The sequence below is a fragment of the uncultured Paraglaciecola sp. genome, from assembly GCF_943787955.1.
Lineage (GTDB): Bacteria > Pseudomonadota > Gammaproteobacteria > Enterobacterales > Alteromonadaceae > Paraglaciecola.
Window position 1 is genome coordinate 565,011 of the sequence record NZ_CALSOK010000002.1, and the last position, 26,251, is coordinate 591,261.

Annotated in this window: 23 protein-coding genes; 12 read left to right on the plus strand and 11 right to left on the minus strand. The window is 41.1% G+C overall.

Annotated features, from left to right (window positions below):
- The first annotated feature begins 41 nt into the window (after nucleotides 1-41).
- The 7 genes from gmk (at nucleotide 42) to Q0Y52_RS03205 (ending at nucleotide 7,535) form a co-directional block, all read left to right on the plus strand.
- The gene (gene gmk / locus Q0Y52_RS03175) at nucleotides 42-686 is read left to right on the plus strand and encodes a guanylate kinase (RefSeq protein ID WP_297817869.1); all 645 of its coding nucleotides are present in this window, start codon (nucleotides 42-44) and stop codon (nucleotides 684-686) included.
- Nucleotides 687-791: 105 nt separating this feature from the next.
- The gene (gene rpoZ / locus Q0Y52_RS03180; RefSeq protein ID WP_297817872.1) at nucleotides 792-1,064 is read left to right on the plus strand and encodes a DNA-directed RNA polymerase subunit omega; all 273 of its coding nucleotides are present in this window, start codon (nucleotides 792-794) and stop codon (nucleotides 1,062-1,064) included.
- Nucleotides 1,065-1,168: 104 nt separating this feature from the next.
- A complete protein-coding gene (gene spoT, locus Q0Y52_RS03185) occupies nucleotides 1,169-3,283 on the plus strand; it encodes a bifunctional GTP diphosphokinase/guanosine-3',5'-bis pyrophosphate 3'-pyrophosphohydrolase (protein ID WP_297817875.1) in 2,115 nt (704 codons plus the stop codon).
- 50 nt (nucleotides 3,284-3,333) lie between these two features.
- Nucleotides 3,334-3,720: a RidA family protein gene (locus Q0Y52_RS03190; protein WP_297817878.1), complete on the plus strand. Its 387-nt coding sequence runs from the start codon at nucleotides 3,334-3,336 to the stop codon at nucleotides 3,718-3,720.
- A 49-nt stretch (nucleotides 3,721-3,769) separates the two neighbouring features.
- A complete protein-coding gene (gene trmH / locus Q0Y52_RS03195) occupies nucleotides 3,770-4,459 on the plus strand; it encodes a tRNA (guanosine(18)-2'-O)-methyltransferase TrmH (RefSeq protein ID WP_297818132.1) in 690 nt (229 codons plus the stop codon).
- A gap of 183 nt (nucleotides 4,460-4,642) precedes the next feature.
- A complete protein-coding gene (recG, locus tag Q0Y52_RS03200) occupies nucleotides 4,643-6,718 on the plus strand; it encodes an ATP-dependent DNA helicase RecG (protein WP_297817881.1) in 2,076 nt (691 codons plus the stop codon).
- Nucleotides 6,711-7,535 carry a class I SAM-dependent methyltransferase gene (locus Q0Y52_RS03205; protein WP_297817884.1) on the plus strand — a complete coding sequence of 275 codons (825 nt, stop codon included), beginning with the start codon at nucleotides 6,711-6,713 and terminating at the stop codon, nucleotides 7,533-7,535. The genes recG and Q0Y52_RS03205 overlap by 8 nt, the downstream gene beginning before the upstream one ends.
- 145 nt (nucleotides 7,536-7,680) lie before the next feature.
- Here the strand turns inward: Q0Y52_RS03205 and Q0Y52_RS03210 are convergent, their stop codons facing one another.
- On the minus strand, nucleotides 7,681-8,862 hold the full coding sequence (locus Q0Y52_RS03210; protein WP_297817887.1) for an acyl-CoA dehydrogenase: 1,182 nt from the start codon (nucleotides 8,860-8,862) through the stop codon (nucleotides 7,681-7,683).
- 130 nt (nucleotides 8,863-8,992) lie between these two features.
- On the opposite strand from Q0Y52_RS03210, the gene Q0Y52_RS03215 reads away from it, so the two are divergent.
- Nucleotides 8,993-9,874: a LysR family transcriptional regulator gene (locus Q0Y52_RS03215; protein ID WP_297817889.1), complete on the plus strand. Its 882-nt coding sequence runs from the start codon at nucleotides 8,993-8,995 to the stop codon at nucleotides 9,872-9,874.
- Between the two features lie 153 nt (nucleotides 9,875-10,027).
- Complete coding sequence (locus tag Q0Y52_RS03220) at nucleotides 10,028-10,192, plus strand: hypothetical protein (protein WP_297817891.1); 165 nt, start codon at nucleotides 10,028-10,030, stop codon at nucleotides 10,190-10,192.
- 528 nt (nucleotides 10,193-10,720) lie between these two features.
- Here Q0Y52_RS03220 and Q0Y52_RS03225 read toward each other — a convergent pair.
- The 4 genes from Q0Y52_RS03225 to Q0Y52_RS19385 all read right to left on the minus strand — a co-directional run bounded on the left by Q0Y52_RS03225 (nucleotide 10,721) and on the right by Q0Y52_RS19385 (nucleotide 14,070).
- Nucleotides 10,721-11,647, minus strand: coding sequence for a putative 2-dehydropantoate 2-reductase (locus Q0Y52_RS03225; RefSeq protein WP_297817894.1), 927 nt, complete (start codon nucleotides 11,645-11,647; stop codon nucleotides 10,721-10,723).
- Nucleotides 11,648-12,275: 628 nt separating this feature from the next.
- Complete coding sequence (locus Q0Y52_RS19380; protein ID WP_366939221.1) at nucleotides 12,276-12,401, minus strand: TRAP transporter large permease subunit; 126 nt, start codon at nucleotides 12,399-12,401, stop codon at nucleotides 12,276-12,278.
- Between the two features lie 20 nt (nucleotides 12,402-12,421).
- Nucleotides 12,422-13,611, minus strand: a protein-coding gene (locus Q0Y52_RS03230; protein WP_297817896.1) for an IS3 family transposase whose coding sequence is annotated in 2 segments (ribosomal slippage) — nucleotides 12,422-13,353 and nucleotides 13,353-13,611 — 1,191 coding nt in all. Because the reading frame shifts where the segments join, the coding sequence is not laid out codon by codon here.
- A 162-nt stretch (nucleotides 13,612-13,773) separates the two neighbouring features.
- Entirely contained in the window at nucleotides 13,774-14,070 is a 297-nt protein-coding gene (locus Q0Y52_RS19385; RefSeq protein ID WP_366939231.1) for a TRAP transporter large permease subunit, read from the minus strand.
- A 259-nt stretch (nucleotides 14,071-14,329) separates the two neighbouring features.
- Here Q0Y52_RS19385 and Q0Y52_RS03240 point away from each other — a divergent pair, with 259 nt between their 5' ends.
- A complete protein-coding gene (locus Q0Y52_RS03240; RefSeq protein WP_297817898.1) occupies nucleotides 14,330-14,866 on the plus strand; it encodes a GNAT family N-acetyltransferase in 537 nt (178 codons plus the stop codon).
- A gap of 731 nt (nucleotides 14,867-15,597) precedes the next feature.
- On the opposite strand, the gene Q0Y52_RS03245 is transcribed toward Q0Y52_RS03240, so the two are convergent.
- The 4 genes from Q0Y52_RS03245 to Q0Y52_RS03260 all read right to left on the minus strand — a co-directional run bounded on the left by Q0Y52_RS03245 (nucleotide 15,598) and on the right by Q0Y52_RS03260 (nucleotide 18,248).
- Entirely contained in the window at nucleotides 15,598-16,332 is a 735-nt protein-coding gene (locus Q0Y52_RS03245) for an enoyl-CoA hydratase-related protein (protein WP_297817901.1), read from the minus strand.
- A 50-nt stretch (nucleotides 16,333-16,382) separates the two neighbouring features.
- Nucleotides 16,383-17,360, minus strand: a complete 978-nt coding sequence (locus Q0Y52_RS03250; protein WP_297817904.1) for a nitronate monooxygenase family protein — start codon at nucleotides 17,358-17,360, stop codon at nucleotides 16,383-16,385.
- 390 nt (nucleotides 17,361-17,750) lie between these two features.
- On the minus strand, nucleotides 17,751-17,873 hold the full coding sequence (locus tag Q0Y52_RS03255) for a hypothetical protein (protein WP_297817907.1): 123 nt from the start codon (nucleotides 17,871-17,873) through the stop codon (nucleotides 17,751-17,753).
- A 63-nt stretch (nucleotides 17,874-17,936) separates the two neighbouring features.
- Entirely contained in the window at nucleotides 17,937-18,248 is a 312-nt protein-coding gene (locus tag Q0Y52_RS03260) for an AMP-binding protein (RefSeq protein ID WP_297817910.1), read from the minus strand.
- A 270-nt stretch (nucleotides 18,249-18,518) separates the two neighbouring features.
- Here Q0Y52_RS03260 and Q0Y52_RS03265 point away from each other — a divergent pair, with 270 nt between their 5' ends.
- Complete coding sequence (locus tag Q0Y52_RS03265) at nucleotides 18,519-19,268, plus strand: NUDIX domain-containing protein (RefSeq protein ID WP_297817913.1); 750 nt, start codon at nucleotides 18,519-18,521, stop codon at nucleotides 19,266-19,268.
- 308 nt (nucleotides 19,269-19,576) lie between these two features.
- Nucleotides 19,577-20,842 carry an NADH:flavin oxidoreductase/NADH oxidase family protein gene (locus Q0Y52_RS03270; protein ID WP_297817915.1) on the plus strand — a complete coding sequence of 422 codons (1,266 nt, stop codon included), beginning with the start codon at nucleotides 19,577-19,579 and terminating at the stop codon, nucleotides 20,840-20,842.
- Between the two features lie 841 nt (nucleotides 20,843-21,683).
- Here Q0Y52_RS03270 and prsT read toward each other — a convergent pair.
- Nucleotides 21,684-24,488, minus strand: a complete 2,805-nt coding sequence (gene prsT, locus Q0Y52_RS03275) for an XrtA/PEP-CTERM system TPR-repeat protein PrsT (RefSeq protein ID WP_297817918.1) — start codon at nucleotides 24,486-24,488, stop codon at nucleotides 21,684-21,686.
- Nucleotides 24,489-24,597: 109 nt separating this feature from the next.
- Nucleotides 24,598-26,226 carry an FAD-dependent oxidoreductase gene (locus Q0Y52_RS03280; protein WP_297817922.1) on the minus strand — a complete coding sequence of 543 codons (1,629 nt, stop codon included), beginning with the start codon at nucleotides 26,224-26,226 and terminating at the stop codon, nucleotides 24,598-24,600.
- Nucleotides 26,227-26,251: the final 25 nt, after the last annotated feature.

The following is a 26,251-nucleotide window of genomic DNA, read 5'->3' on the forward strand; positions in this document are numbered from 1 at the left end:
ATCGATCGCAACATAATAATTAATTATTAAAAGATAAAAAAATGCCTCAAACTCTTGGAAATTTATTTATTTTGGCGGCGCCATCTGGAGCCGGAAAATCTAGCTTAATTAAAGCCCTATTAGAAAGACACCTATCTACAGATGACCATAATAATGCTATGCAAGTATCTGTTTCTCATACCACAAGGGCACCACGCCCCAGAGAAATTGACGGTGTGCATTATCATTTTGTTGACCACACAGAATTCGAATCATTGATTGAGCAAGGTGCTTTTTTCGAACATGCGGAAGTGTTTGGCCATTATTATGGTACTTCTAAGGTCGTCATAGAAAACACTTTGCGACAAGGCATAGATGTTTTCCTGGATATTGATTGGCAAGGAGCAAGGCAGGTCAAAGCACAAATACCCGATACCGCGACCATTTTTGTTGCACCACCTTCAAAAGATGAACTAAAAAGACGTTTAACACAGCGGGGACAAGACTCACCTGAGGTTATTGAGCAACGCATGATCAAAGCTGTTACTGAAATTTCCCATTATCATGAGTTTGATTTTGTGGTTGTGAATGATAATTTTACTGCGGCATTGTCTGAGCTAGACGCGATAGTGACCACTCGCCGTTTACGCAAAGAAAAACAAATTATTCGCCATCAGCAATTATTTAATAATTTATTAGGATCGTAATTGCTATTCATATAAGTATTGATGGATATTATTGCTTTTAAACTGCTGTATTAACCAGTATACTACGCGACCTATTTTTTCATATTACACCCGACGGAGATCATCATGGCCCGCGTAACAGTTGAAGATGCTGTAGATAAAATTGGCAACCGATTTGATTTGGTTTTAGTTGCTGCTCGTCGTGCACGCCAAATTGCTATTGAAGGTAAAGAACCCTTAGTAGAACGTGGCACAGATAAGCCTACAGTAATTGCATTACGGGAAATAGAACTAGGTTTAGTGAATGCTGATACGTTAGAAGCTGAAGGTATTCGCGATCAACAAGCACATGATCAGGCTGAATTTGCTTCTGTAGCAAACATTCTGCAAGAGCAATAAAACGCTCAATTTAAGCGGCTTTTCATCAATCTGATGTTTAGCCGTTGGCTTCCCGCTAAATTCCCCGTATTCTTAGTTTATTATTTATTTTATAAGCGTTTAGTGTGTATCTTTTTGAAGGTTTAAAACAAAAGCTAGAAGCATATCTACCGCCTAATAAGGTGGCTGACACTCAGCGTGCATTTATTGTTGCCAGAGATGCACACAGTGGACAAATGCGTTCAAGTGGTGACCCCTACATTACCCATCCTGTTGCTGTAGCTGGCATCTTAGCTGACATGCGCCTTGACCATGAAACCTTAATGGCGGCTTTACTACATGACGTGATAGAAGATACTCATCACAACAAAGAAGATTTGAGTGAACAGTTTGGTGAAACAGTAGGCGATCTGGTTGAAGGGGTTAGTAAGCTAGAAAAAATTCACTTCAGTAGCACTCAAGAAGCCCAAGCAGAAAATTTTCGTAAAATGATGATGGCCATGGTCCAAGATATTCGTGTCATTCTCATCAAACTGGCCGATCGCACTCATAACATGCGCACCTTGGGTTCATTACGCCCAGATAAACGTCGTCGTATTGCCCGCGAAACATTAGAAATATATGCGCCGATAGCCCACCGCTTAGGTATTCACCAGGTTAAAAATGAGCTAGAAGACTTAGGTTTTCAAGCGATGTACCCAATGCGTCATCGCGCATTAGGCAGCGCTGTGAAACAAGCCCGTGGTAACCGCAAAGAAGTCATCGAAAATACCCGCAAAGAAGTTGAAACACGTTTGGCTGCCGTTAAAATAAATGCCACTGTCACCGGGCGCGAAAAACATCTGTACTCGATTTATCGTAAGATGAAAAATAAAGAATTGATGTTCAACGAAGTCATGGATATTTATGCTTTTCGGGTGGTAGTAGACTCGATAGATCACTGTTATCGGGCATTAGGTGCTATGCATGGCTTATACAAACCTATCGAGAGTCGTTTTAAAGATTATATCGCTATCCCTAGAACTAATGGCTATCAATCATTGCACACATCCTTAATTGGTCCGCACGGTATTCCGGTAGAAATTCAGATCCGTACCAACGACATGGATCATATGGCTGATAAGGGTGTGGCCGCTCACTGGGTCTATAAAGACTCCAAAGACAGCAGTGATACCGCTGCACAAGTCCGTGCCCGGAAATGGATGCAGTCTCTGATTGAGTTACAACATAGCGCCAGTTCTTCTTTTGAATTCATAGAGAATGTGAAAACAGATCTATTTCCAGACGAAATTTATGTTTTTACACCAGATGGTAGGATCATTGAGTTACCTCTTGGCGCAACAGCAGTCGATTTTGCCTATGCGGTACATACTGATGTGGGCAACTCTTGTGTGGGGGTAAAAGTAGAAAGGCGTACATTTTCACTGAGTAAACCATTGGAAAATGGCCAAACAGTTGAAATCATCACCTCTCCCAGAGCCAAACCCAATGCTAATTGGTTAAATTTTGTCGTCAGCGCCAAAGCACGTTCACGTATACGACATTATTTGAAAAATCAACGATTTGAAGAAGCGGAAGTCATGGGTAATCGCTTACTCAGGCATGCTTTAGGCAAAGTGAAACTAGATACACTCTTGCAAGCAGATATTGATCGCGTTGTGCTCGAAACCAAACATAGTAGTTTTGCTGAACTACTGGCAAACATTGGCCTAGGAAATGAACTTAGCGCAATTGTAGCAAGACGATTATTAGGTGAAAATACAGATTTATCTGATAAACAAAGTAAGATTGCGATCCGTGGCACCGAAGGTTTATTGGTTTCCTACTCGCGCTGCTGTCATCCTATCCCTGACGATGAAATTGTTGCCGTATTAAGTCCAGGAAAAGGCATGACTATTCATCAAACTGGTTGCAGTAACATTCGCAAACTCAGTCGAGAAGAGCCTCATCGAGTTTTAGTCATGCAATGGGGAAATGATGTGCACGGTAATTTTCACGCTGCGCTGCGCATTGAGCTAATTAATCATCAAGGTACCTTAGCAACATTAACCAGCACTGTTGCGAGTTGTGGTTCAAATATTGTTGGATTACAAACCGAAGAGAAAGAAAGTAACGTTTATTATATTGATATTGAGCTAACCATTAAAAATCGTCTGCAATTAGCCAACGTTATGCGTAAAATCCGTATCATGCCAGAAGTACAGCGAGTATCCAGGCATAGTCAAGCCAAGCAGAATTAGGGCAACCCTTAATTCAATCACCCATCTACCAATAGAAAAGGTCACTATATATGTCTAAGTCCGTTATTTATACCGACAAGGCCCCACAAGCTATCGGCACTTATAGCCAAGCGATTAAGAGCGGCACCACAGTCTATCTTTCTGGGCAAATTCCCTTAGTACCAGAAACTATGTTAGTCATATCTGAAGATTTTACCGAACAAGCCCATCAAGTATTCAAAAATGTGCAAGCTGTATGCAATGCTGCTGGCGGCACAACCGATCATCTTGCAAAAGTGAATATATTCCTCACCGATTTATCTAATTTTGCTACCGTAAATGAAATCATGAGTCAGTATTTCAAACAGCCTTATCCTGCTAGAGCTGCTGTGCAAGTCAGCGCTTTACCTAAGGGCGTACAAATTGAAATAGACGGTGTGATGGAGCTGCCTGAGTAAATATTTACCTAACATTTATACAGGATTTATAATGTCAGCAGAAGCCTTTATGTCCCCTGAGCGTTATGCTCGGATCAGGGATTTTCTCAGTTTGCGTCAACCTAGTTTAACGTTGTGTTTAGAACAGCTCCACAAACCGCACAATGTCTCTGCCATTGTGCGCAGCTGTGATGCTGTAGGTGTGTATGAAGTGCATGCCGTGTGGGATAAAAAACCAGACATCCGCAAAAGTACGGCTATGGGCAGCGAAAACTGGGTGTATACCAAAGAACATTTATGTATTGAGGACGCGGTAAGCCATTTAAAAACACAAAAAATGCAGGTGCTGGTAACAAACTTATCTGAAAATGCAGTAGATTTTCGTGACATCGACTACACCTTGCCTACTGCCATCATTCTGGGCCAAGAAAAATATGGCGCAACACAAGAAGCCATAGCAGCCGCTGACCAAGATATCATTATTCCTATGGTAGGCATGGTGCAATCACTGAATGTGTCAGTGGCGGCAGCACTTATCTTGTATGAAGCCCAGCGACAAAGGCAATTGGCGGGTATGTATAATGTCCAGCAATTAACAGAAAAAGCCTGCCAAAAGATGCTGTTTGAAGGTGGTTTCCCTAAATTACGAGAAGTATGTGACCGAAAAGGGTTACCTTATCCGCATATCGACACAAACGGCCATATTGACGCAGATAAAATATGGTGGAAAAAAATACAGTTAGCGGATATTAGCATTTAAAAATTATCCTAGGGCTATTTGTTATCGGGTCGATGCCATTCGACTCGCTAAACCTTGCGTAATGTTGTTAAATCTTCGAGTATACTCAACCCTATGAACTTGTTATGACCCGGACCTATATTTGTTAGCTATTGTGACTACACCTTTCTATAAGTATGACTTAACACATCTGGGGTCTTGGTTATGAAAGGTCTAGCCCAAACATCAGTCACTGAATTAAAAGGTGTGGGCGCCAAAGCTGCAGAAAAGCTAGCGAAGCTGGCCATTGTTTCTGTGCAAGACTTGCTGTTTCACTTACCTCATAGATACGAAGACCGCACTCGCATTTATCCAATATCAGATTTACAACCTCACTTACATACCAGTATTCAAGGTGAGGTCATGTCGTGTGATATCCAGTTTGGTCGCAAACGAATGTTAGTTTTGCGGCTCAGCGATGGAACGGGGACTGTCACTTTACGTTTTTTCCATTTTTCAGCCGCGCAAAAAAACAATCTTGAAATAGGCACCACCATTCGCTGTTTTGGTGAAGTCAAAGCGGGTAAATATGGTCTTGAGATCATACACCCAGAATATAAATCGATTAATCTCGATAATCCCCAGGCCATGCAAGAATCACTCACGCCGGTTTATCCTGCCACTGAAGGCATCAAACAAATCACACTACGAAATTTAACTGAGCAAGCACTTAAGTTATTGAACAAAGGCGGGTTAGCGGAACTCTTACCAGAAGGCTTATATCAACAACAAATTTCGTTAGTTGATGCGTTACATCTTGTCCACAGACCCCCCTCCGACGTAACACTGTCATTATTTGAAGAAGGTAAACACCCCGCTCAACAACGTTTGATTATGGAAGAGCTACTAGCCCACCACCTAAGTGTATTGAAAGTCCGCCAGCAAAGTAAGCAGCAAGCGACGTATCCAATCAAACCTAGTACTGACTTGCTTAACCAGTTTTTAAAAAACTTACCCTTTAAACCTACAGGCGCACAACAGCGTGTAGTAGCGGATATACAAAACGATATGCAACAACATTGCCCTATGATGCGCTTGGTACAAGGCGATGTAGGATCGGGTAAAACTCTAGTAGCCGCCATGGCGGCATTGTCTGCCATTGGCGCAGGTTATCAGGTGGGACTGATGGCACCCACTGAGCTATTAGCCGAGCAACATTTTAATAATTTTCGACAGTGGTTTGAACCATTAGGCATCGAAGTAGGTTGGTTAGCAGGGAAATTAAAAGGAAAAGTCAGAGAAAAGGTGTTAGCTCAATTAGCCAATAATGAAGTGAAAATGTTGGTAGGCACTCATGCTATTTTTCAAGAAGCGGTCACGTTCTCTTCTTTAGCCTTGGTAATAGTGGATGAACAGCACCGCTTTGGAGTGCACCAACGTTTAGCGCTGCGTGAAAAGGGTGAATCTCAAGGAGCATTTCCCCATCAATTAATTATGACCGCCACCCCGATTCCTCGTACCTTGGCTATGACCGCCTACGCTGATTTAGACACCTCAGTCATTGATGAGTTACCGCCTGGCAGAACACCTGTCAAAACGGTTGTTTTACCAGATACTCGCCGCGATGAAGTCATTACAAGAGTGCGTAATGTCAGCGTTGAGCAAGGTAGGCAAACCTACTGGGTCTGTACTTTAATTGACGAATCTGAATTTTTGCAAAGCCAAGCTGCCGAGGATACCGCGATTTTATTGCGAACAGCACTACCAGAACTTAAGGTTGGCTTAGTGCATGGCAGACTTAAATCCAATGAAAAACAACAAATAATGGCAGACTTTAAAGCCGGTGAGCTGGACTTATTAGTAGCAACCACTGTGATTGAAGTGGGTGTCGATGTGCCTAATGCTAGCCTGATGATTATCGAAAATCCAGAACGTTTAGGGCTAGCACAATTGCACCAATTACGCGGGCGCGTAGGACGCGGCTCAGTAGAAAGCCATTGTGTCTTGATGTATCAAAATCCCCTATCTAAAACGGCTAACAAGCGTTTAGCCGTGCTCAGAGAGTCTAACGATGGCTTTTATATTGCCCAACAAGATCTGGAAATTCGTGGCCCGGGTGAGTTGCTAGGCACCAAACAAAAGGGTTTAGCCGATTTAAAAATAGCTGACTTGATCCGTGATGCGGAGCTTATCCCCCAAATACAGAATATTGCTAACCACCTTTGGCTGCAATACCCATCAAACGCCCAAGCCATAGTGAATCGATGGTTAAGTAATAAAGAGCATTTTGGTCATGCATAAGCCTGTTTTGGATAGTCCTTTCTTGCATAACACCCCAGTCACTGTGCCCCCAAACGCAACGCCTGAATTAATCATACTCGCCCAACAAACCGCTGCAAAATGGGGACTCGTTTATTGTGAAAGCACCGGCTCAGGTTTAGCGTTGCTACAGCAAGCGTATCACTTAGAATTACGCCAATTAGACGAACCCAAAGTTGGCGCCATTGTAGTCGATTTCACTTCAGATGCGCTGACGTTCAGACGTTTACATGGCGGCGGTAAAAAAGAAGCCATTGCCAAAGCGATTGGCTTAAAAGGTAAAAACAGCTTGCACGTACTTGATGCCACAGCAGGTTTGGGACGAGATGCTTTTGTGTTAGCTAGTTTAGGTTGTGTGGTTGATATGATCGAACGCTCTCCCGTTGTTGCTGCGTTACTTCAAGATGGCCTAGACCGAGCTTCGTCTGATGAGGAACTAGGTGCTTGGGTACCAAACCACATGTGCTTGTTTCATGGAGCAGCACTGAATCTGTTGCAAAGTTGGCAAGATACAAATCCACCTGTGGCACGTCCAGATGTGGTGTACCTTGATCCTATGTTTCCTCATCGAAAAAGAAATGCAGCCGTCAAAAAAGAGATGCGATTATTTCAACAGTTACTTGGCCCAGACGAAGATGCCGACCTATTACTGGCACCGGCTTTGGCATTGGCGAAAAGTCGGGTGGTGGTTAAACGTCCAACTGGCGCACCATTTTTGGCAAGTAAAAAACCACAGATTGAAATGTTAGGTAAAGCCAATCGCTTTGATGTTTACCTGACGCAAATAATAAACAACTGAAAACATTTTCAGTTGACTAACACTGCTCAGCGACCAGAGATGACACTAAGATTAATGGTAAGGTTTGTGACGCATAGTTACAAAAGCAAAGCCGCACTTAGACGGCTTCAATCAACAAGATTAATGTGCGCTGATATGCTAGTGGTTAATAGAAAGCCTGAATATCAGTGATGGCGCGGCCTAAAATGAGGGCATGAACATCATGAGTACCTTCATAGGTATTCACGGCTTCTAAATTCATGACATGGCGTATCACGCCATATTCATCACTGATACCGTTGCCACCATGCATATCACGTGAAACACGGGCAATATCCAGAGACTTTCCACAGTTATTTCGCTTCATGAGAGAAATTAATTCAACTGGGCATTGATTTGCATCCATCAAACGTCCCATTTGTAAGCAGCCCTGTAAACCAAGCGTTATTTCAGTTGCCATATCAGCCAATTTCTTTTGAATTAACTGATTGGCAGCCAAAGGACGACCAAATTGTTCACGATCTAAAGTATAAGTTCTAGCAGCATTAAAACAAAATTCTGCCGCGCCTATAGAGCCCCAAGCAATACCATAACGGGCTTTATTTAAACAGCCAAAAGGCCCAGCTAACCCTTTAACTTCCGGGAATATATTGGCATCTGGCACAAAAACATTATCCATAACAATTTCTCCCGTTATCGAAGCACGTAAAGAAAATTTACCTTCAATTTTCGGTGCAGATAAACCCAGCATACCTTTTTCAAGCACAAAACCACGAATTTTACCTTCGAGTTTGCCCCACACAACAAACACATCAGCGATGGGTGAATTAGTGATCCACATCTTATTGCCGGTTAATGTATAACCACCGTCGACTTTTTTGGCATGGGTGGTCATGGATGCTGGATCACTACCTGAATTAGGCTCAGTCAAACCAAAACACCCCACCCATTCACCAGAAGCCAGTTTAGGCAAATACTTCATACGTTGTGCTTCAGTGCCGTAAGTATATATTGGGTGCATCACCAGTGACGATTGCACACTCATGGCGCTGCGATAACCACTATCAACACGCTCTACCTCACGCGCAACCAACCCATAACTGACATAATTAACATCACTGCCTCCGTATTGTGAAGGTAAGGTAGCGCCCAACAGTCCTAATTGCCCAAGTTCATTCATTATTTCGCGATCGAAGTGTTCATGTCTATTGGCTTCGAGTACACGAGGAAGTAATTTTTGTTGGCAATAATCATGAGCGGTATCACGGATCATGCGCTCTTCTTCAGTGAGTTGGCCATCAAGAAACATCGGATCTTGCCAGTTGAAAGGGGTTAATGTTTGGCTCATTAATTGGCTCCGTTTTTATATTTTTTTAGGTAATAACCTAACTGATAGGATTACTCTATGCTTAAAACAAGAATAAATATAATATATAGTTTTTATATTTTTCATAACTTTTTATTATTAAGTGTTTTGCATGAATTTGAAACGTCTTGAATATTTCTGTCAATTGGCTGTTTTAGGTAACTTTACTCGGGCTGCCCAGGCAGTAGGCATTGCACAACCGGCTTTAACCGTTGCTATTCAAAAGCTAGAGCAAGAAGTGGGGTTAAAATTAATTAATCGTGCTGACAAAAACTCACTACTAACCGCTGAAGGTGGAGTGTTATACAAACTGGCTACTCAACTATTAAGCCAAGCCAAACAAGTTGAATTAGAGCTAGAAGAACTAAAAGAGCTAGAGAGAGGCACGATTCGCTTTGGTGTGTCCTCTATGATGGGCTCTTATTACTTTCCCAAAATATTGACCAAATTTCAGCAAAAATATCCAAAAATAAAAATCCACTTAGTTGATCAAGGCACTGCAGCCCTTGAGAAAATGTTACTGAATAGTGAATTGGATTTAGCTTTAGTACGTGGTGATTTAGAAAATCCACAACTGCGATACACTGAACTGATAAATGAAGAAGTCGTTGCTGGCATGGTTAGCTCACATCACCTAGCCACTGAACAAACCATATCACTCGCACAATTTTGCCAGCAGCCTCTAGTGTTATTTCATGAAGGGTATTTTTTACGAGAAGTTGTTAGTCAATATGCAAAAAAATATCACTTATCATTAGATATTCGAATGGAAACGAATCTTATCGAATTACAAAAGTCATTAGTTAGAAATGAGGTAGGCATTACCACCTGTCTATCGCGTATTTTAGAAAACGAAAAGCAAATGACATCCACTCCCTTTGATCCGAAGATTGAATTTAAACTGAGCTTGGCATGGAAAAAAAATCATTACCTATCTAAAGCCAGCAAAGTATTCATGACGTACTTAAGCTCAACAGTTAAGTCTAGTGACTAAGTTTATTGCCGCCTGAGCAAACCCAGTTTTTGCTCTGTATAGGGTTTTAGGAACAGCCATAGATAAAATAATCAGGTTATTATTTTTAAATAACATATCGGCAATTACAACAAGTCAATACGCCTAAGGTGATAAACAATTGAGTCGTTTATTATGAATACACTGACTGGTTTACCAAGAGATAAAAAAGACGAAGTAAACCGTAAGTTTTCCGAAGCCCTTACCATAGGACTGAATATATTAAGAGCATATGATCCGATAGACTTACTTTTTGGCAAAAAAAGAAATTGCGCAACGCACCGGATTGAATATGATTGATGTTGAACACTGATCTAAAAGACATCATCACTTTCAACAAAGAGATCGGTGATAAAATTTCAATAGCCACTTCAGTAGCTGGTCGAGCTTATTAAGTGGTTTTATCAGAAGAAGAATGAAAATTCTTTGTGCGGCATTTTAAAGAAAAAATTGGGGGAATAACTGTGATGCTGTTAAAGGGGGTGTCGGTCAAGCGTTGGATACCTACAAAAAATTGGTTATTGCTATTCGTGGGGTGATTAGGTCTGGGTATGCCTTTATTCTAAGCGACAGCCTTTATTTTCAGCAACCGCGAATATTAAACCTTACTATGCGAACGAATGGATGTATGAACGAATGGATGTGTGAACGAATATGTGAACGAACGAATGTTTAAAACTCAGACCATGCTGGTAGGCTAACTATCTGAAATGAACCCAAGCACAGAGCCAAGGCTTTTTACCCATTTGGCGCTTTGGGCCGTTGCACTGCCTATCCATTATCCTATAATTTTGACCTGCTGCTTTTTATTAACTCATCACACTTTTATTATTCTTCATCACGGCTCAAAAACCGTAGCTGCTGAGCAAGCATTTTAGCAAGTTTCATGTTTGCACCCGATAGCGCAGCTCGGTCGATCATCGATTGGTATATAGCATGAATTTCTAAGGGTCGATTGTGTGCATAGTCTACTTTCATACTGGGCGAGTAATCCTGCATATTTGTCTCGGTATTTACGAGCATTGACTCAGCCAGTGAGGCACTAAGGGGCTGCCCACAAGTATTTGCAGCGGCAATCACTTCTAGCATGATAGCTTTAATTAATTCACGGGTGTCATGCTGACGTAGAAGTTCAGCCGTACCACTGTTGAGCACAACGGACAGTCCGTTAAAAGGTACATTCCAAACCAATTTTTGCCAGCGTAAAAAACACAAATTTTCAATGGGTTTTACATCAATACCACAAGCAAGGAAATCCTCAGTAACCAGCCCAAGCTCTGGAGTGATGCCGGCCGCAGATTCGTCCTTCTTATAATGCCCCAGATTAACCATCCCAAAATCACTATGGTTAATATGACCGGGGCCAATTTTCGTGCTACCAATAAAACACAAACCACCAATAATGCTCGCTCGGGGTAAAATGTCTGCGGCGACCTGCTCCACTCCAAGGCCGTTTTGCATGATCACGACAATCCCAGTCTGTTTTACGACCTGAGGCAGCAACACTTCAAGCAAATGATTATTCGTTGTTTTTAAAGCCACAATGGCAACATCGCACAGTGGTATATCTTCAGGCTTGGCATATGCGTCAACATTAACGTTGAAGTTACCGTTGATAGAATCTATCCGTAATCCCTGTTCATTGACGTGTTGATAATCACTGTGAAGCAAAAAATGCACATCCGTACCATGCTGGGCCAACATACCACCGTAATAACCACCAATAGCGCCAGTACCAATTACTGCATACTTCATAATATTCTCCACAGACAGGGTAAAAAATTGTGTAAGTGTGTTTAGGTGGGTTAATTTCTCGTTTACCCCATCGCGGCCTAAATTCGTATTTATAAGAATAAAAAGGGGCAGCTCCAAATGAAATCGATAATAATTGGTAGTTTCTGATCCCCATACATCTATTAAAATGATATCAAATTTTTGGTTTTAACTACGTATGCTGTGGCTTTTGTTACCCATTATTGTTGTTGACAACTTGCCGCATTCAATGTGTCCATGGTGGCACAAGAGTCAATCAATAGACTTATACTATTTGAAAGTGAGACCTAAGTCTTACTCGCTCAAAGCGAAAATAATGAACACAAACTCGAGCATTCCTTAAGGCGACTCCTTTCAGTTAAGAGTGTAATGGTGTTGTTAATAATGAGTGAAAAAACCAAACAAATCATAAAACAACAGCCCCTTGAAAGCCGGTTCATAATGCTGATGTAAGTTTCAAACATTAACATCCAGTTTCACACTTTAATCTATTCGGACACTTACATCATAATGTTAGGCAATAACAATGACAGTATTGGAAAAAGATAATCGCAATCAGTATTACAACATTCATTATTAAAAATCTTGCCACACCCATAAAACCGTCATATTACGCAACCGAAGGTTTATTGATACTGGCGTTAACAAACACATTTAATCCTACCGGCGGGATAATCAAGCTTATCTCAAGCAATTTTATAACTACCACCCCAAACCAGATCAAATCCGTAACCATCTAACATGGGTATGAAGTGGTCAAGTCATTTTGGCCACGGGTTTGTAGTATTTTCGATACCGATATTCCGATTCATTTGGTGTCAATCCACCATTATATGAATGCGGCCTAAACTCACTGTAATAGCCAATAATATAATCATTGATACCGTGCTTAGCTTCACTAAAACTACAATAGCCAGTTGTTGGTATCCATTCTGTTTTTAAGCTTCTAAAAAAGCGTTCCATTGGACTATTATCCCAGCAGTTTCCTCGTCGGCTCATACTTTGCGTTAATCGATATCGCCATACTAGCTGCCTAAATTGGCGACTTGTGTAGTGACTTCCTTGATCGCTATGGTACATCACCTCTTTAGGTCTTCCACGACTTTCAAATGCCATGGTCAACGCCTGACAGGTTAAATTACTATCAGGCGAATGACTCATCGCCCAACCAACGGGTTTTCTTGCAAATAAATCCATGACGACCGCTAAGTAAGCCCATCGGTTGCCTGTCCAAATATACGTCACATCGCCGCACCACAATTGATTAGGCTCAATGACGGCAAATTGCCTATCCAATATGTTCGGGATAGCCACATGCTCTTTAGTCGCCTTCTTGTAGGCATGTTGCGGTAGTTGGCAACTGACTAAATTCAACTTCTTCATGATATTACTGGCACGATAACGAGATAAAGGGAAACCATTGTCGGTTGCCATAATCGCTATCGTTCTTGCGCCCGCTGAGCCGTTGCTTTGCCGATGCACTTCTTTCACCTGGCCGTACAATTTAGCGACCTCTGGTGATAAGCGTCTATCTCGCCCAAGCCAATATTTGTAGGTGCTGCGGTGGACTCCAAATACCTCACATAGCACTTTTATCGAATAACGGCGTTCATCACTCTGACTCAGTTTCTCTACTAGAGAGAGTTGTTCATGGAGTCCGACATCAACAGAGCGGTAGCCTTTTTTAATATTTCCTTCTCAAGCTCAGCTCGCGCAAGCTTCTTCTTTAAATCCTTTATTTCTAGCTGGTCAGGCGTCATTGGGGTTTGCTCAACTCTCACGCCTTTACGTTCTTGTTGAAGTTGTTTTACCCACTTTCCTATCGTTGAAAAACCAACCCCCATTGCCTTAGCGGCTTCGTCGTGAGTGTAACTTTGATCAACAACCAGTTGTGCTGTTTCCAATCTAAATTCAGGACTAAAAGTCCGTCTTGTTCTTTTGCTCATCTTTGGCACCTAATCTTGCTATGCAAATAGCATAACATCTCTAGTTAGGTGGCCAAATTAACTATGCCACTTCAGTATTAAGAAAGGTAGGATAAGCATCATAATACCTAATGGATCAAGAAACATCCCCAACAACACATATACACCTGCAATCATAACCATTTATAGCCATAGAGATACATCTGCATCCTCGACAATTCCACCCAATGTGGGTGCCATGCCAGTTAATGGCACAAACCCAACAAAAATATTGGCAGATGCAGTAGTAAAGAAGATAGAAGTGGTTTGTGTAAAAATATCCTTAATGGATAAAGTAAAGTGCGACCAAGTAAGTCTTTTTTGTAAAGAACCAATAACGATGACTGCAAAAGCACTGATTGCTGCAGCTTTCCGGAGTTCTCCCTTTTCAAGTATGCTGTGATCGTCCTGTACAACTTCAATCCTGGGCAGTTCAAAGATAAATAATCGCGTATGTTACTTTTTAGAGACATCACATCTCGCTGTTTTTATTAGCTATTTAATTTATACCCGTTCGCACTGTCGGCTAGCACAGACAGCTAACCGGTAACATTTCACATTAAAGCAGCTTCAATTCGTGTTATTTATTTTACATTCTTGTTTTAAAAGGATTATTTTTTTCTGGCCCAGTTCTTGTAATTGCTATAACTACAATCCAACCATTAGGGGTGGGTGTTTCGTTAATCAGGAGGTGGTTACCTTGTCTATTACATTCGAACTATGCCGAGAAAGCATGCTGCTTGAGCAATATTACGACCTGCGTGAAAAATGTTTCCGAAAAGAACTGGGTTTACCAGACTTTGACGGTGGCGAAGATGAGCGCGACCTGCAGGGGGAAATAGTAATCGCCCGCCAAGGTGGTCGTTGCGTGGGCGGCGCCCGTATCGCTAATGGTTCTCCACTGGATGGCCAGTTGCGGGATCTAGCACTCAATCCAGGGGCCTCCTGTATGTGGGAACGTTTTGTGATTGACCCAGCTTTGCGCTCACTACAGTTAATACGAGACTTTGTGGGGCACCTGATTGAATATTCCCGAAAAGCGGGCTACCAATATGCGGCGATATTAAGTTCCCTGCGAAATGCCCGCTTCTACCGTCAGTGCCACTCGGCTCTGAAAGTCGACTTCAAGATACATGACCACGTACCAGATTTTTCCAAGGGCGCATTTTCCGGCCTTGAGCACTACCTTTCGGTATCATACCTGCTGGGTAGTCAGAAAATGAGAATAGCGGCCTAAACGCGACATCATTCTTTCCAGCCTTGATTGCTGTCAATCCTTTTTAAAACGCACTTCATTGGAAGCTCGCATCTACATCTTTTCCCATCGTTTTTATGAGGCTTCATTTTTTGGGATATTTATTACTACTCCCTGAAAGACACTACAACCCGATCGAGTGTTACATAATTAACAACAAAATGACGCAGTAACAATAATAGAATATATTTTTTCTGCGATGAGACTCATGCTTGTTGTCCAGGAAGCATGGGCGACCTGATTCTGGGTCTAAGAGTGTAGGTAAAATAAAACGTCACTTTTCATATATCTCCTTCTTTTATAAACTTGAAGACGAGAAAGTCATACAATATTACTTAACTTTTCTAACAAAATTTAAAATAGAGACAAACGCCTTTTGCTGTTGTAGAGCCAGCTCTATAGGCTGTTGATTTATGACGATAAACGTATTTATTCAAACCGACTTATATTTGGCTGATACCACTAATTAACACTTATATAGCCTTTAAAATGACTACACTTCTTATAGGTGCATGTTCACTGTGTTTCTGTCTGTTAACATTAATGCTTTATTGTCTATATCTAAATACTCCTTATACACAAGCTATCACTTTAACAATGGCATAGAGTTTGTTGGACTGTGCTTGTCCTAAAAATTGATGTTTAACCATAACGTCAGAGCTTTTCTATATTCAATCTGGCATCACTATATGCATAAGGTGTCATTTTGGTGCTTATATTTTTTTTCTTGCGATTTGTGACTCTTCGCTTTGCAGTAACTCAGAAAAAATCACTAACTCATCTTCAATAATTTGACCAAGAAGTGTCTGTTGCGGTGCTTTTAGTAATCTTTTAGTGGTTCGCAACGCATTTTGAGGCTTAAGTGCCAATACTTTTGCTTTAGATAAGGCAAACTCAAATACTTCAGATTTGTCTATTTGCTGGTTGACAATACCCATATTAATAGCTGATTGCGTATTGAAAGCATCACCCAGCATTAATACTTCTGCGGCTTTACGATGACCTGCCAACAAGGGAATAAGCAGACTTGAGCCGCCTTCAGGGCAAGCACCTAAATCGACAAAAGGCATTTTAAAAGACGTGTCTGATGCATAAACCAAGTCAAAGTGCAGCAGCATAGTGACGCCTATGCCAACAGCTACGCCAGATACCGCCCCGACAATTGGCTTAGGAAAGTGATTTAGTTCACGTAATAAAATGGATGCCGGTGAGGGTTGATCAAAATCACGAGTGTTAAAATCGTTTAAATCGTTTCCCGCTGAGAACGCATCTTGAGTGCCGTGGATCAACACCACTTTAACACTGTCATCGGACACACTGTCTTTTAGTGCTTTAGCCATAGCAAGATACATTGAGCGGGTTAACGCATTTTTTTTCTTGGGACGATGAATCCCAATATGCAAAACACCACTATCAGTGTATATGAGTACGTTTTCTTCAGATTCCATATTTGTTGTGCCTATCTATTGCACTAGTTAATTACAAGTGCTGACTGCACTTATTGATTATTCAGACCATTTAAACGGGATAATGCTAGGTCGTATTCTGTTTTGAAGCGGGCTACAATAGTAGCCACATCAGTAATATCCACAATTCTACCTAGTCCTTGACCTGCACCCCAAATATCTTTCCAAGCCTTAGACTTACTGCCGCCTTCAGAGCCAAATTTCATTTTGTTTTTATCACCCTGTTTTAAATCATCAGGATCCAGGCCTGCATTACTGATGCTGGGTTTAAGATAATTGCCATGCACACCCGTAAATAATGAACTATACACAATATCTTTAGCGCTACTTTCAACCAACATAGTTTTATATGCTTGCTCGGCATTGGCTTCTTTGCTGGCAATAAAGCGCGTGCCAATATACGCAAAATCAGCACCTAAGGCTTGTGCTGACAAGATAGCGGCACCATTAGCAATCGAGCCTGATAACGCAATAGGGCCATCAAAAAATTGTTTAATTTCACTCACTAAAGCAAAAGGACTTAACGTTCCCGCATGACCACCAGCACCAGCGCACACCAACACTAAACCATCAACTCCGACTTCTATGGCTTTTTGGGCATGACGCACATTAATAACATCATGAAAGATGATGCCACCGTAAGCATGAATACGTTCAACCAAATTAGGATCTAAGGCGCGCAAGCTGGTAATAATAATCGGCACCTTGAATTCGATGCAGGTGTTCACATCATCCTCTAAACGGTCATTGCTCTTATGCACAATTAAATTAACCGCATAGGGTGAAACGATAGCCTTAGGATTGGCTGCCTGATATGCGCCTAACTCAGTTATGATGGTTGTAAGCCACTTACCAAGTAATGATTTTGGGCGAGCATTGAGTGCGGGAAAAGAACCGACTATACCGGCTTTACATTGTGCAATAACTAATTCTGGTCCCGAAATAATAAACATCGGCGCACTGATGATAGGCAAAGATAATGTATTTTGTAATGTCTTTGGAATTGACATATTTGTCCTCTAAAAGGTATTCGATGTAATCAACAAAAAATACGTTATATCATAAGACCAACATAACGCATTTTAAACTTATTTAGTCATTGGCCCACTGAGTTAAGATTTTCCTTCTATGAAAAGGTGCTTTAATAAAAAAGTGGGTTCCCAAAATTGTTCACCGCAGGTGTCGCCAAATTCACTGATGGTACTAACATTTCTTCCTAATCCAATGCTATCCGCATAATACATGGGCCCTCCTCGGTAGGCTGGGAATCTATAACCAAAAGCGTAAACCACCCACCTTCGACCCATGTACCCGCATTATCACTTCCATTCAGATAGCCTTCAAAAATATTAGGTTCTTTCACCAAAATAATGCCCGATTCAACCAATACACAAACACGGCTAATTTGGTAGCCAAAAGTTTGCTGCAATCACGCGGGTGTTTGCTATACCTTTACCCACGGCGAACTCCACAATCTCAGAGACAGGTAATACTTTAGCAATCAAACAAGGAAACTCAGTCATGCCATAACCATTAGTCACATTGCAATTAAATCGACGTCGAAAAGATAATTTCAACTCAAGGGGTTAATATGCTGATCCACAAGCCGCATATTCAAAACAACTGAAATCAATTTCTTCATCCGGCTGCAGCAGTAAAACAGACGTGATGGTAGGGATAGTAGGGAACCAACACACCTGATATTTATTCACAAAATACCACCAGTTCTTCACTGTATTAGAGTTTCTAAACCCTTCTGGGGTCATAATCACCACAGTACGACCTGCAATGAACATGGCCAAACTAGCGGCAATCACACCAAATACAAGGAATAATGGTAATGCATTTAATATTGCAGATTTACCATGGTAAGTATTAAACCCTACATACACCTGCACCACAAAGCTTATCTAGGCTTGTCACCAATACCTGCTCGAATTGAGCTGACTTAAAAGTTTGCTCTGTTATCAAAGCTTTCAATGATGACCCACTCAATGAATTGTGAGCAGTTTTATATCTAATACTATTAACATTGCCCTGTTCTGATTAATTTTCTCAATATATTCTATGCCTATATTTTACTTAGTTCGTCAGCTTAACACTGCGGACAATATGCATTTATCCTATAATGTCTAAAAAGTGACACGTTTATTTATAAGTGAGAAATTTTGTTAGCATTTGAGTACAACAAATTCAACGGTATCATAATCAACAGCGATCAAATTCCTGAAGACATAGAGGTTTTTTTACCACAGTTAGACGCTTTACTGAGCCATGCCAAGCAACAGAATAAGGCGGTTATCTGGTTAACCTTACCCATTGATTTAGCTCATTTGATAACAATAGCCACCACCCAGGGCTTCACTTTTCATAATTGTTTACCCAACGAAGTCACCCTGACATTTAAATCTCAACCACAAGATTTTGTGCCTTTTGTTCCCACACATTCACTTGGGGCGGGTGGTTTAGTGCAAAATTCACAGGGTGAAATATTGGTGATCCGCGAACGCGGCGCCACAACTTATAAGTTACCCGGTGGCCATATTGAATTAGGTGAAACCATTGAAGATGCCGTGATCAGGGAAGTACTAGAAGAAACAGGCATTCAGACCACCTTTAGTTCTATATTAGGGATGGCCAGTACCCACCCTTACCGATTTGGAAAATCCAACATATACATAGTGTGTAAACTTGACCCGCTAACCACCCAAATCAATATTCAAGATACCCACGAAATTAACGATGCAAAATGGGAATTACCCCAAAATTACTTGGCAGATAACCACAACAGTGTATTCAACAAGTATTTAATTAAAAAATTACTTAACGCCACAGGATTAGATAAATCAACGCTAGACCTCAGTCAATTTTCCAAGCTCAAACATGAGGTTTTTTTGGCCAATAATGATCCTGAATAAATATTGTTCCATGCTAGGTTATTAGCCCAAAACGCTTTTTTATTTTTCTAATAAGCCCAGTGCCTATTTTATGTGGGTATGATAAATGGGTTTGTTGATTTAAAATGATGTGTCAATGAATTGTGAGTGATAGTCTGAACAGGCGTTAAACCTACTCAACAAATGGGCAGTGGGTAACGACTGACTGTAGTAGATGAACAACCGCAGACTTTAACCTTGTTTTTAAGATATCGGTGAGATTAGAAATTTGTAATTATATCGATATCTGCCTTACAATAGACTATATTTGACTTCACCAAGACGCTAAAATGACCAGTCCACTTGCATCCCCTATTTCCTTACCAAATGGCAGCGTACTTCCAAATCGTTTATGTAAAAGTGCCATGACAGAGGGTCTTGCTGACAAGTTTGACCTACCCACGCCTGCACTTATACAACTTTATAAAACTTGGTCACAAGGTGGAACAGGCTTGCATATCACAGGCAATGTGATGGTTGACCGACGTTACCTCGAACGGGCTGGAAATGTTGTGTTAGAAGATGATAAAAACTTGGATCTATTTCGCACCTGGGCCAAACAAGGCACCACAGGAGGTAACCATCTGTGGGTGCAGCTTAATCATCCCGGTCGTCAATGCCCCAAAATGGTATCTACAGAACCTTTATCCCCTTCAGATGTACAGTTAGCTATGCTTGGAAATTTTGCTAGGCCGCGCCCTATGGATCAAAGTGATATAGAACAGGTAGTTGAGCGTTTTATAACATCGGCTCGACTAGTAAAAGAAGCGGGCTTTACCGGTGTGCAAATTCATTGCGCCCACGGCTATTTACTCAGTCAGTTTTTATCACCTAAAATTAATCAACGTCAGGATCAATGGGGGGGCTCTCTTGAAAACAGAGCACGGATTATTCGCCGTATTATTGTCGGTGTGCGCGCAGCCGTAGGTGCTGACTTTCCCATAGGTGTAAAACTCAACTCAGCAGATTTTCAAAAAGGCGGTTTCAGCCTTGAAGATTGTATCACCGTCGCTAGCTGGCTGGGTGAAGATGGGGTCGATTTACTAGAAATATCAGGTGGCACCTATGAACAGTTAAGCTTAATAGGAGTTGAACCCACAGACGTGCGAGAAAGCACTCGCAAACGTGAAGCCTACTTTATCGAATATGCTGAACGTATCAAACAGTCCGCGCAAATTCCTGTGATGATCACAGGAGGTTTTCGTAGCCGTGATGTCATGGAACGGGCAATTGAAAGTGGCGAAGTAGACGTCATTGGACTGGCGAGGCCGCTGTGTACCCAACCTGATTGCTCAGCAAAGCTTATCCAACAGACGATTCAGAGTATCGACTGTTATGAGGATAAATTGGTTTTAGGTACCGGCTTTTGGGGTAATAACAGCTCTTCAAATCTGATAAAAGCCATCAATAGTTTTGGTCAGGTAGGGTTTTATTATTGGCAAATTATTCGGTTATCCAAAGGGTTAACCCCCGAGCCTCGATTAAGCACATTTAAGGCGTTTTTGAGGCATATGACAAATGATTTCAAACTTAATATGAAAAGAAAATTTGGCTAAATGCATCCTACTTTGTAGTAGAAAAAATAATGCAGTTTAAATGCGGTTTTTGAATTATCCATGCGAATTTTTAAGGCCGCAGTAGATCTTTTTCAATACCAGCTGACCCACATATAATAGATGACAACCATGGCTCAAACACGATATTTTACTCACTATTATTAGCATTTAACTCTAATTCCAGTGGGGATATCAAGAATAGCGATGCATTCACCATTGCAACTCAAGGCACTCAGCCTACAGAAAGCTTGGGTGACCACCCTTTTTTGTAATAAATTGACACGATTTATGGGATTTGTATCAAGATTACCCTCCTGAGCCCTGGATGAAACAAAAATTAACCCAGTAATACAGGTGAAGTATTGCTATTTTCTTGCTGAAGGGTAATTACGGAGAAGATATTCAATTTCCTGTTAAAAAACATTCAATATATACCAGTTTTCAAAACTATAAAATTTTTAGACACCCCCATTTTTGCCTTGATAGTACTTGGGCTGCGTTATGGCTACAGATTAGATTTTTATGCTAAGAGGGATGCTGATTGATTTGCCTTATTTAAGGCCGGCCATATTTAGTTACCTTCGACACCTTAGTCTCCTTAGTCACCTTAGTCACACCCGTCTATACAGTTTGCTATACCTCGTATAGACGCCCTTATTGTCGACTTGAACATTTACTGTCTGATCGCGAAGCAGATGCAAACCATGAACTAATACTCTCGTATTCGCATGCGGGCAACCCATTAAGCTCTGTCCGTTTTGGACTTACCACTACCTATACTCATTGCTATGCATAGTGATACTGTGGTCACTTTTTTTGTTCTCGCTTGGCAATGGGACAACTAATTCCCTAATTTGGTGAGCAATATTTGGCTCTCACGTTGTAATTTTTGTTCCGCCTCGGAGTTATTATTTTTTTGCGATAGTATTTGTTTCAACAACATTCTGGCTGTTGCTTTATCGCCACCTTGCGCCGTGGCCTGTGCCAGATAATATTTGGTCTCAAGGTTATCAGGCATTTTTTTATTGGCCAGTCTCAGCATCAACTTAGATCTTTCATACTCGCCTTGGTCAAGCAATATTTGTCCCAAAGTATCGACTATCATTGGCGAATCAGGGAAGGCTTCATAAGCCAGTTCTGCATGGATCTGAGCTTGAGAAATATCTCCCTCTTTATATAGCAACCAAGCAAGATTGTTTTGAGCCAATGGGTTTTCAGGGCTTAACTCTGATATGACGGTAAAATATGCCTTAGCTTCGGGCAGTTGGTTCCGGTTCAGGTATTCGTTGGCCAACACGTTAAGTACCAGCAAATCATTGGGATACTTTTTAAGCCAGCCGCCCAGTTGCTCTAGAGCTTTTTCATCTTGCCCACTGATAACCAACGCATTAGCCCACTGGACTAAAACAAAGTTAGTTTCATGGCGCTCGAAAAGTGAGCTAAATAAGGATGCGGCTTTTGCATATTCGCCGTTTTGCAATGCATACTTTGCCTTTAGTTCCTCAACAACGACATCTTCGGGAAAGTTTGCCATAAGTTTATCTATTATTGGCTTCGCGACGTCAAGGTTGTCACTTTTCAATGATAAACGCACCACCATGATTTGAATTAGCTTGTCTTCGGGTAGGATCTTTAACGCTTTATTGGCAGCGACAAGAGCTTTGTTGGTATCCCCCTCCTTTTCAAGTACCAATGCCGTCCAAAAATGATTGGTTGGATCTTTTGGTGATAATTCTCCAGCTTGGGTGAATTGCCTCAAGGCAGATTCAGCATTACCGGCTAAATAATAAGCTTGTCCAAGAAGAAGGCGTATTTTAAGCACATTGCCTAAGTCTTTTTCTACTGGTTTGAGCAATCGAACTGCGGAGAGGTAGTCCTTCTCGAGAATGTAGTGCTCTGCCAAACCTATATTGACAGCAACGTCGTTTGGATTTACCTCAGCTGCTTTTTCTAACCAATATATTGACTGAAGATCATTACCCAGCTTTTTTTCCAACAACCACATCTGCTTCATTGCCCGTAGATTGTCCGGTTTGGCCACTAATATTTTCTCATAACGAGATTTTGCTGAAACAAAATCATTGTTAACAATATCTATGATTGCTAGATTGTGATTGGCATTTTCCTCATTTGGATTTAGCCTTAGCGCTCTTTCGAAAGAAGCAACAGCCGATTTTGTGTTGTTCTGATTGAGGTATAATAATCCCTGAAGCGCATATCCATCAGGTTTGGTATCATCACTGGCTATTAATTCTTTGATAGCAGTTTCAGCCTTTTCCAATTGATTATTTCTTATGTAACTTGATATTAGCGCGGCCTTAAAAACCAATGAGTCAGGCTCATTTTCTAGTGCATCCGATAAATATTGATTACCCTCTTCACCATTCCCTAGAGAATAGGAAGTGACTGCTAATCCCCATCTACTCGTAGTGTCTGTTGGATCTGCATCGGCGGCCCGCAGATACAGTTGTTTTCGAGCTAATAGGTCTTTTGTATCTGATAGCATATTGGCTGCCGCAACAAAAAGCGAAGCGTCCTTCTCATCTAACTTCTCATTATTGATCCTGCCCAGTGTCGCTGCTGCATCTTGGTGTTGTTTGAGTTTAAGCTGGTTTGCCGCCAATAATTTTAATATGGAATTGTCCCTAGGATAGGCATTGGCTAATTTTTTGGTAAAACGAAGGGAAGTTTCAAATTGCTTTAAAAAATATGCCGCCTGTGCTGCAATATAGATTGATTCATCATGACCTGGGATAAGTTTTAGGACTTTTTTTGCATAAATTAGCGCTGATTCATAATCTTTACTTTGCAATTTTACAAACGCGTAATAATAATTTGCTTCATGAAATAAAGGGGCGCGACTTACCACCTCACGTAGAATTTTTTCTGCCTGTGAAAATTCTTGTTTCCCAATTAGTGCTTGTACAAGCTTGATTTTAAGACGGAGGTTGGACTGCTGTATATCAACCGATTTCTGATAATAGGACAGTGCATTATCGTAGTCGTTAGCTATATAAAATAGGTCCCCTTGAAGTAATAATCCTTCGAGATGGTTTGGCTTTTCTTCCAATAACACTGCGACCCATTTCTGGGAATTCTGAAGTTGATTGTCTACCCGATAGAATAAGGCCCTTGCATAGATAACTTCCGCCTCTTTCCCCTCCATAAACTGAGGTGTGTTAACTATTTTTTTAGCAGCTTCCTCTTTATTTTGTTTGATATAGGATAATAATCGAATACTTAGCACCAGATTTTTTTCAGTTTCATTCCAATTTTCTTTGCTCTTCAATACGTCTTTCAACTGCTTAAAACTATCAAGTCGCAGCAATGTATTTGCATAGGATAATATTATCTCTGCGTTTAAAGTGTCCAATCGGTGTGCTCGTTCCAGTTCTTTTTCGGCGTCTAAAAACTTTCCTTGTTGGAAATAAATATCGCCTAAAAGCTTTCGTGCTGCAACGTTGTTTTGATCGACCTTTGAAACATTTTTCAATTCAATTATCGCACTTGAAAATTCTCCAGCTTCATAATGCTGACGGGCTTTATTTAAATAGGCCGCACTATTATCGGAAGGTTTATTGCATCCCCCCAATAAGCCGCCGACAAGTATAAATACAGCAACAAACTTTAGTTTTTCTCGAGTCAATATATTAGGTGCCATTTCCGCACGCTCCTTATGTCAATTTATTATCCATACAACCAGTCACGCATCCTCATAAAAATAAAATTTAATGAGAAAGCATGTGTTCTACTCGTTACTCTATACCATAGCGCCCTGGTGACACAATACTATTAGGGTCGAGTTGTTTTTTTACCGCTGTTATTAAATTTTGGTGTTCCGGAGAGAGTTGTTGATAAAATAAATCCCAATGTGCATTGGCCACACGGTAGGGAGGAAAGCCGTCATCAATGCAGTTTTGTAATGCCATTGCAGTACATTTTTGCGCTCTTGATATTTCATTATCGTTAGTTACGTCAAATATTGGATTACATATAATCGCAATTGAACGGTCATTTATAAAAGAAAGGGTCGCATACAAATGAAAGCCTTGGGCTTCAAATGTCTCTTTCAACATGGACAATAACTGATTAACGCTCTGTCTGTTTGCTGAGCTTGTAGGTGATACCCAAATAAGTCCGCACCCATCCTTTGCAATATTCAACTTTTCATCAAAGGTGTTAGGAAACCCTTTTGGGTGGAGATGGTAGCAGCTTTTTAAAAAAATATTGGTCGGCTTCCCGGTGTGTATGTCTATCAAGCCCTGTGCAAATTCGAGTTGACTCTTGAGAGTTATTAGCAAGTTTCTTGGTAACCGATTTAGCAAAGCCGATACCTTCTTTATCAACTGCGGCTCTAGAAAATTTATTTTCACGTCGCCACTGGCTTTGAGTTGTTTTATCAGCTCTTTTTTATACACCTTAACCATGGCGCGGGTGCCATACAAGGCACCGGACATTACCCATTGGCCGATGCCTAATTTTGTAAGTTGCATATTGATTTCTTCTTCTGGCACGATACCCGTAATTCCTTGCCAGCTAACATTAGAAGATAAAATTCGCATGCTGTTGCCAATATGTATGGTGCTATTAGCAACGCCAAGTGATTTCAAGCGCGATATGGGTTCAATCGCACTGAGAAAGTCCTCGTAACTTTTAAATAGGGCAATGAAAGGAAGAACTTTTTGAGGTCGTGGCATTAACCAAATACACAACTTACTTACGATACCGAAGTTTGATTGGCTAAATAAGCCTTCGATCATGGGACCCGCTGTTCTCTGAGTATGACAGGTGTCAGGTTTATGGACATTGAGTTGATTGTAGGCCAAGGAACCGGTCTGTAATATCGTACCATTCCCCAGTATTATTTCATAAGAACATGAATGGCCGAAGCGATCACCGAACGGACTATAGCCAAAGCCGCGTTCAAGAATGTTACCCACTACGCTAGAGTTTGTAGACGATCCGGTGCAGTCCATAAATAGTTGTGTATTGGCTAGCGCTTCGCTCAGTTGTTTTTGTGTTACCCCAGGTTCGATAATGGCAAATTTATTGATTTCGTCAATCTGCAATATTTTATTTTTCTTAGATAAATCTATAACAACACTATTATCACAGGAAGGTGTCGCATCGGTGTATCCCCAATTTTTACCACAACTAATGGGCTGTAAGGGTACAGAATATTTATTTGCCTGCTGCACGATAAATTGTATTTGTTTGGTGCTGATTGGGAACAATCTAGCGACGACTGACTTACTAACGCCGGTCGTAGTGGTAGAAAACGTCCCCTGACCATCGGCACTACAATCTATTGTATACCCTTCTTGTTTGGCATGAATTTCAATCGTCTTGTAAAAGCTGATAAAATCACTGACCTTTTTCATCATAGAAATGTCTCCTTATATTTCTGTT

Bases quoted from the DNA above. Each gene is read 5' to 3' on its own strand.
- rpoZ (WP_297817872.1), top strand. From the start codon at position 792: ATGGCCCGCGTAACAGTTGAAGATGCTGTAGATAAAATTGGCAACCGA.
- Q0Y52_RS03245 (WP_297817901.1), bottom strand. From the start codon at position 16,332: ATGGAATCTGAAGAAAACGTACTCATATACACTGATAGTGGTGTTTTG.
- Q0Y52_RS03190 (WP_297817878.1), top strand. From the start codon at position 3,334: ATGTCTAAGTCCGTTATTTATACCGACAAGGCCCCACAAGCTATCGGC.
- Q0Y52_RS19380 (WP_366939221.1), bottom strand. From the start codon at position 12,401: ATGGTTACGGATTTGATCTGGTTTGGGGTGGTAGTTATAAAATTGCTT.
- Q0Y52_RS03250 (WP_297817904.1), bottom strand. From the start codon at position 17,360: ATGTCAATTCCAAAGACATTACAAAATACATTATCTTTGCCTATCATC.
- Q0Y52_RS03215 (WP_297817889.1), top strand. From the start codon at position 8,993: ATGAATTTGAAACGTCTTGAATATTTCTGTCAATTGGCTGTTTTAGGT.
- Q0Y52_RS03280 (WP_297817922.1), bottom strand. From the start codon at position 26,226: ATGATGAAAAAGGTCAGTGATTTTATCAGCTTTTACAAGACGATTGAA.
- Q0Y52_RS03210 (WP_297817887.1), bottom strand. From the start codon at position 8,862: ATGAGCCAAACATTAACCCCTTTCAACTGGCAAGATCCGATGTTTCTT.
- gmk (WP_297817869.1), top strand. From the start codon at position 42: ATGCCTCAAACTCTTGGAAATTTATTTATTTTGGCGGCGCCATCTGGA.
- Q0Y52_RS03220 (WP_297817891.1), top strand. From the start codon at position 10,028: ATGAATACACTGACTGGTTTACCAAGAGATAAAAAAGACGAAGTAAAC.
- Q0Y52_RS03225 (WP_297817894.1), bottom strand. From the start codon at position 11,647: ATGAAGTATGCAGTAATTGGTACTGGCGCTATTGGTGGTTATTACGGT.
- trmH (WP_297818132.1), top strand. From the start codon at position 3,770: ATGTCCCCTGAGCGTTATGCTCGGATCAGGGATTTTCTCAGTTTGCGT.
- Q0Y52_RS03205 (WP_297817884.1), top strand. From the start codon at position 6,711: ATGCATAAGCCTGTTTTGGATAGTCCTTTCTTGCATAACACCCCAGTC.
- Q0Y52_RS03270 (WP_297817915.1), top strand. From the start codon at position 19,577: ATGACCAGTCCACTTGCATCCCCTATTTCCTTACCAAATGGCAGCGTA.
- Q0Y52_RS03255 (WP_297817907.1), bottom strand. From the start codon at position 17,873: ATGACTGAGTTTCCTTGTTTGATTGCTAAAGTATTACCTGTCTCTGAG.
- recG (WP_297817881.1), top strand. From the start codon at position 4,643: ATGAAAGGTCTAGCCCAAACATCAGTCACTGAATTAAAAGGTGTGGGC.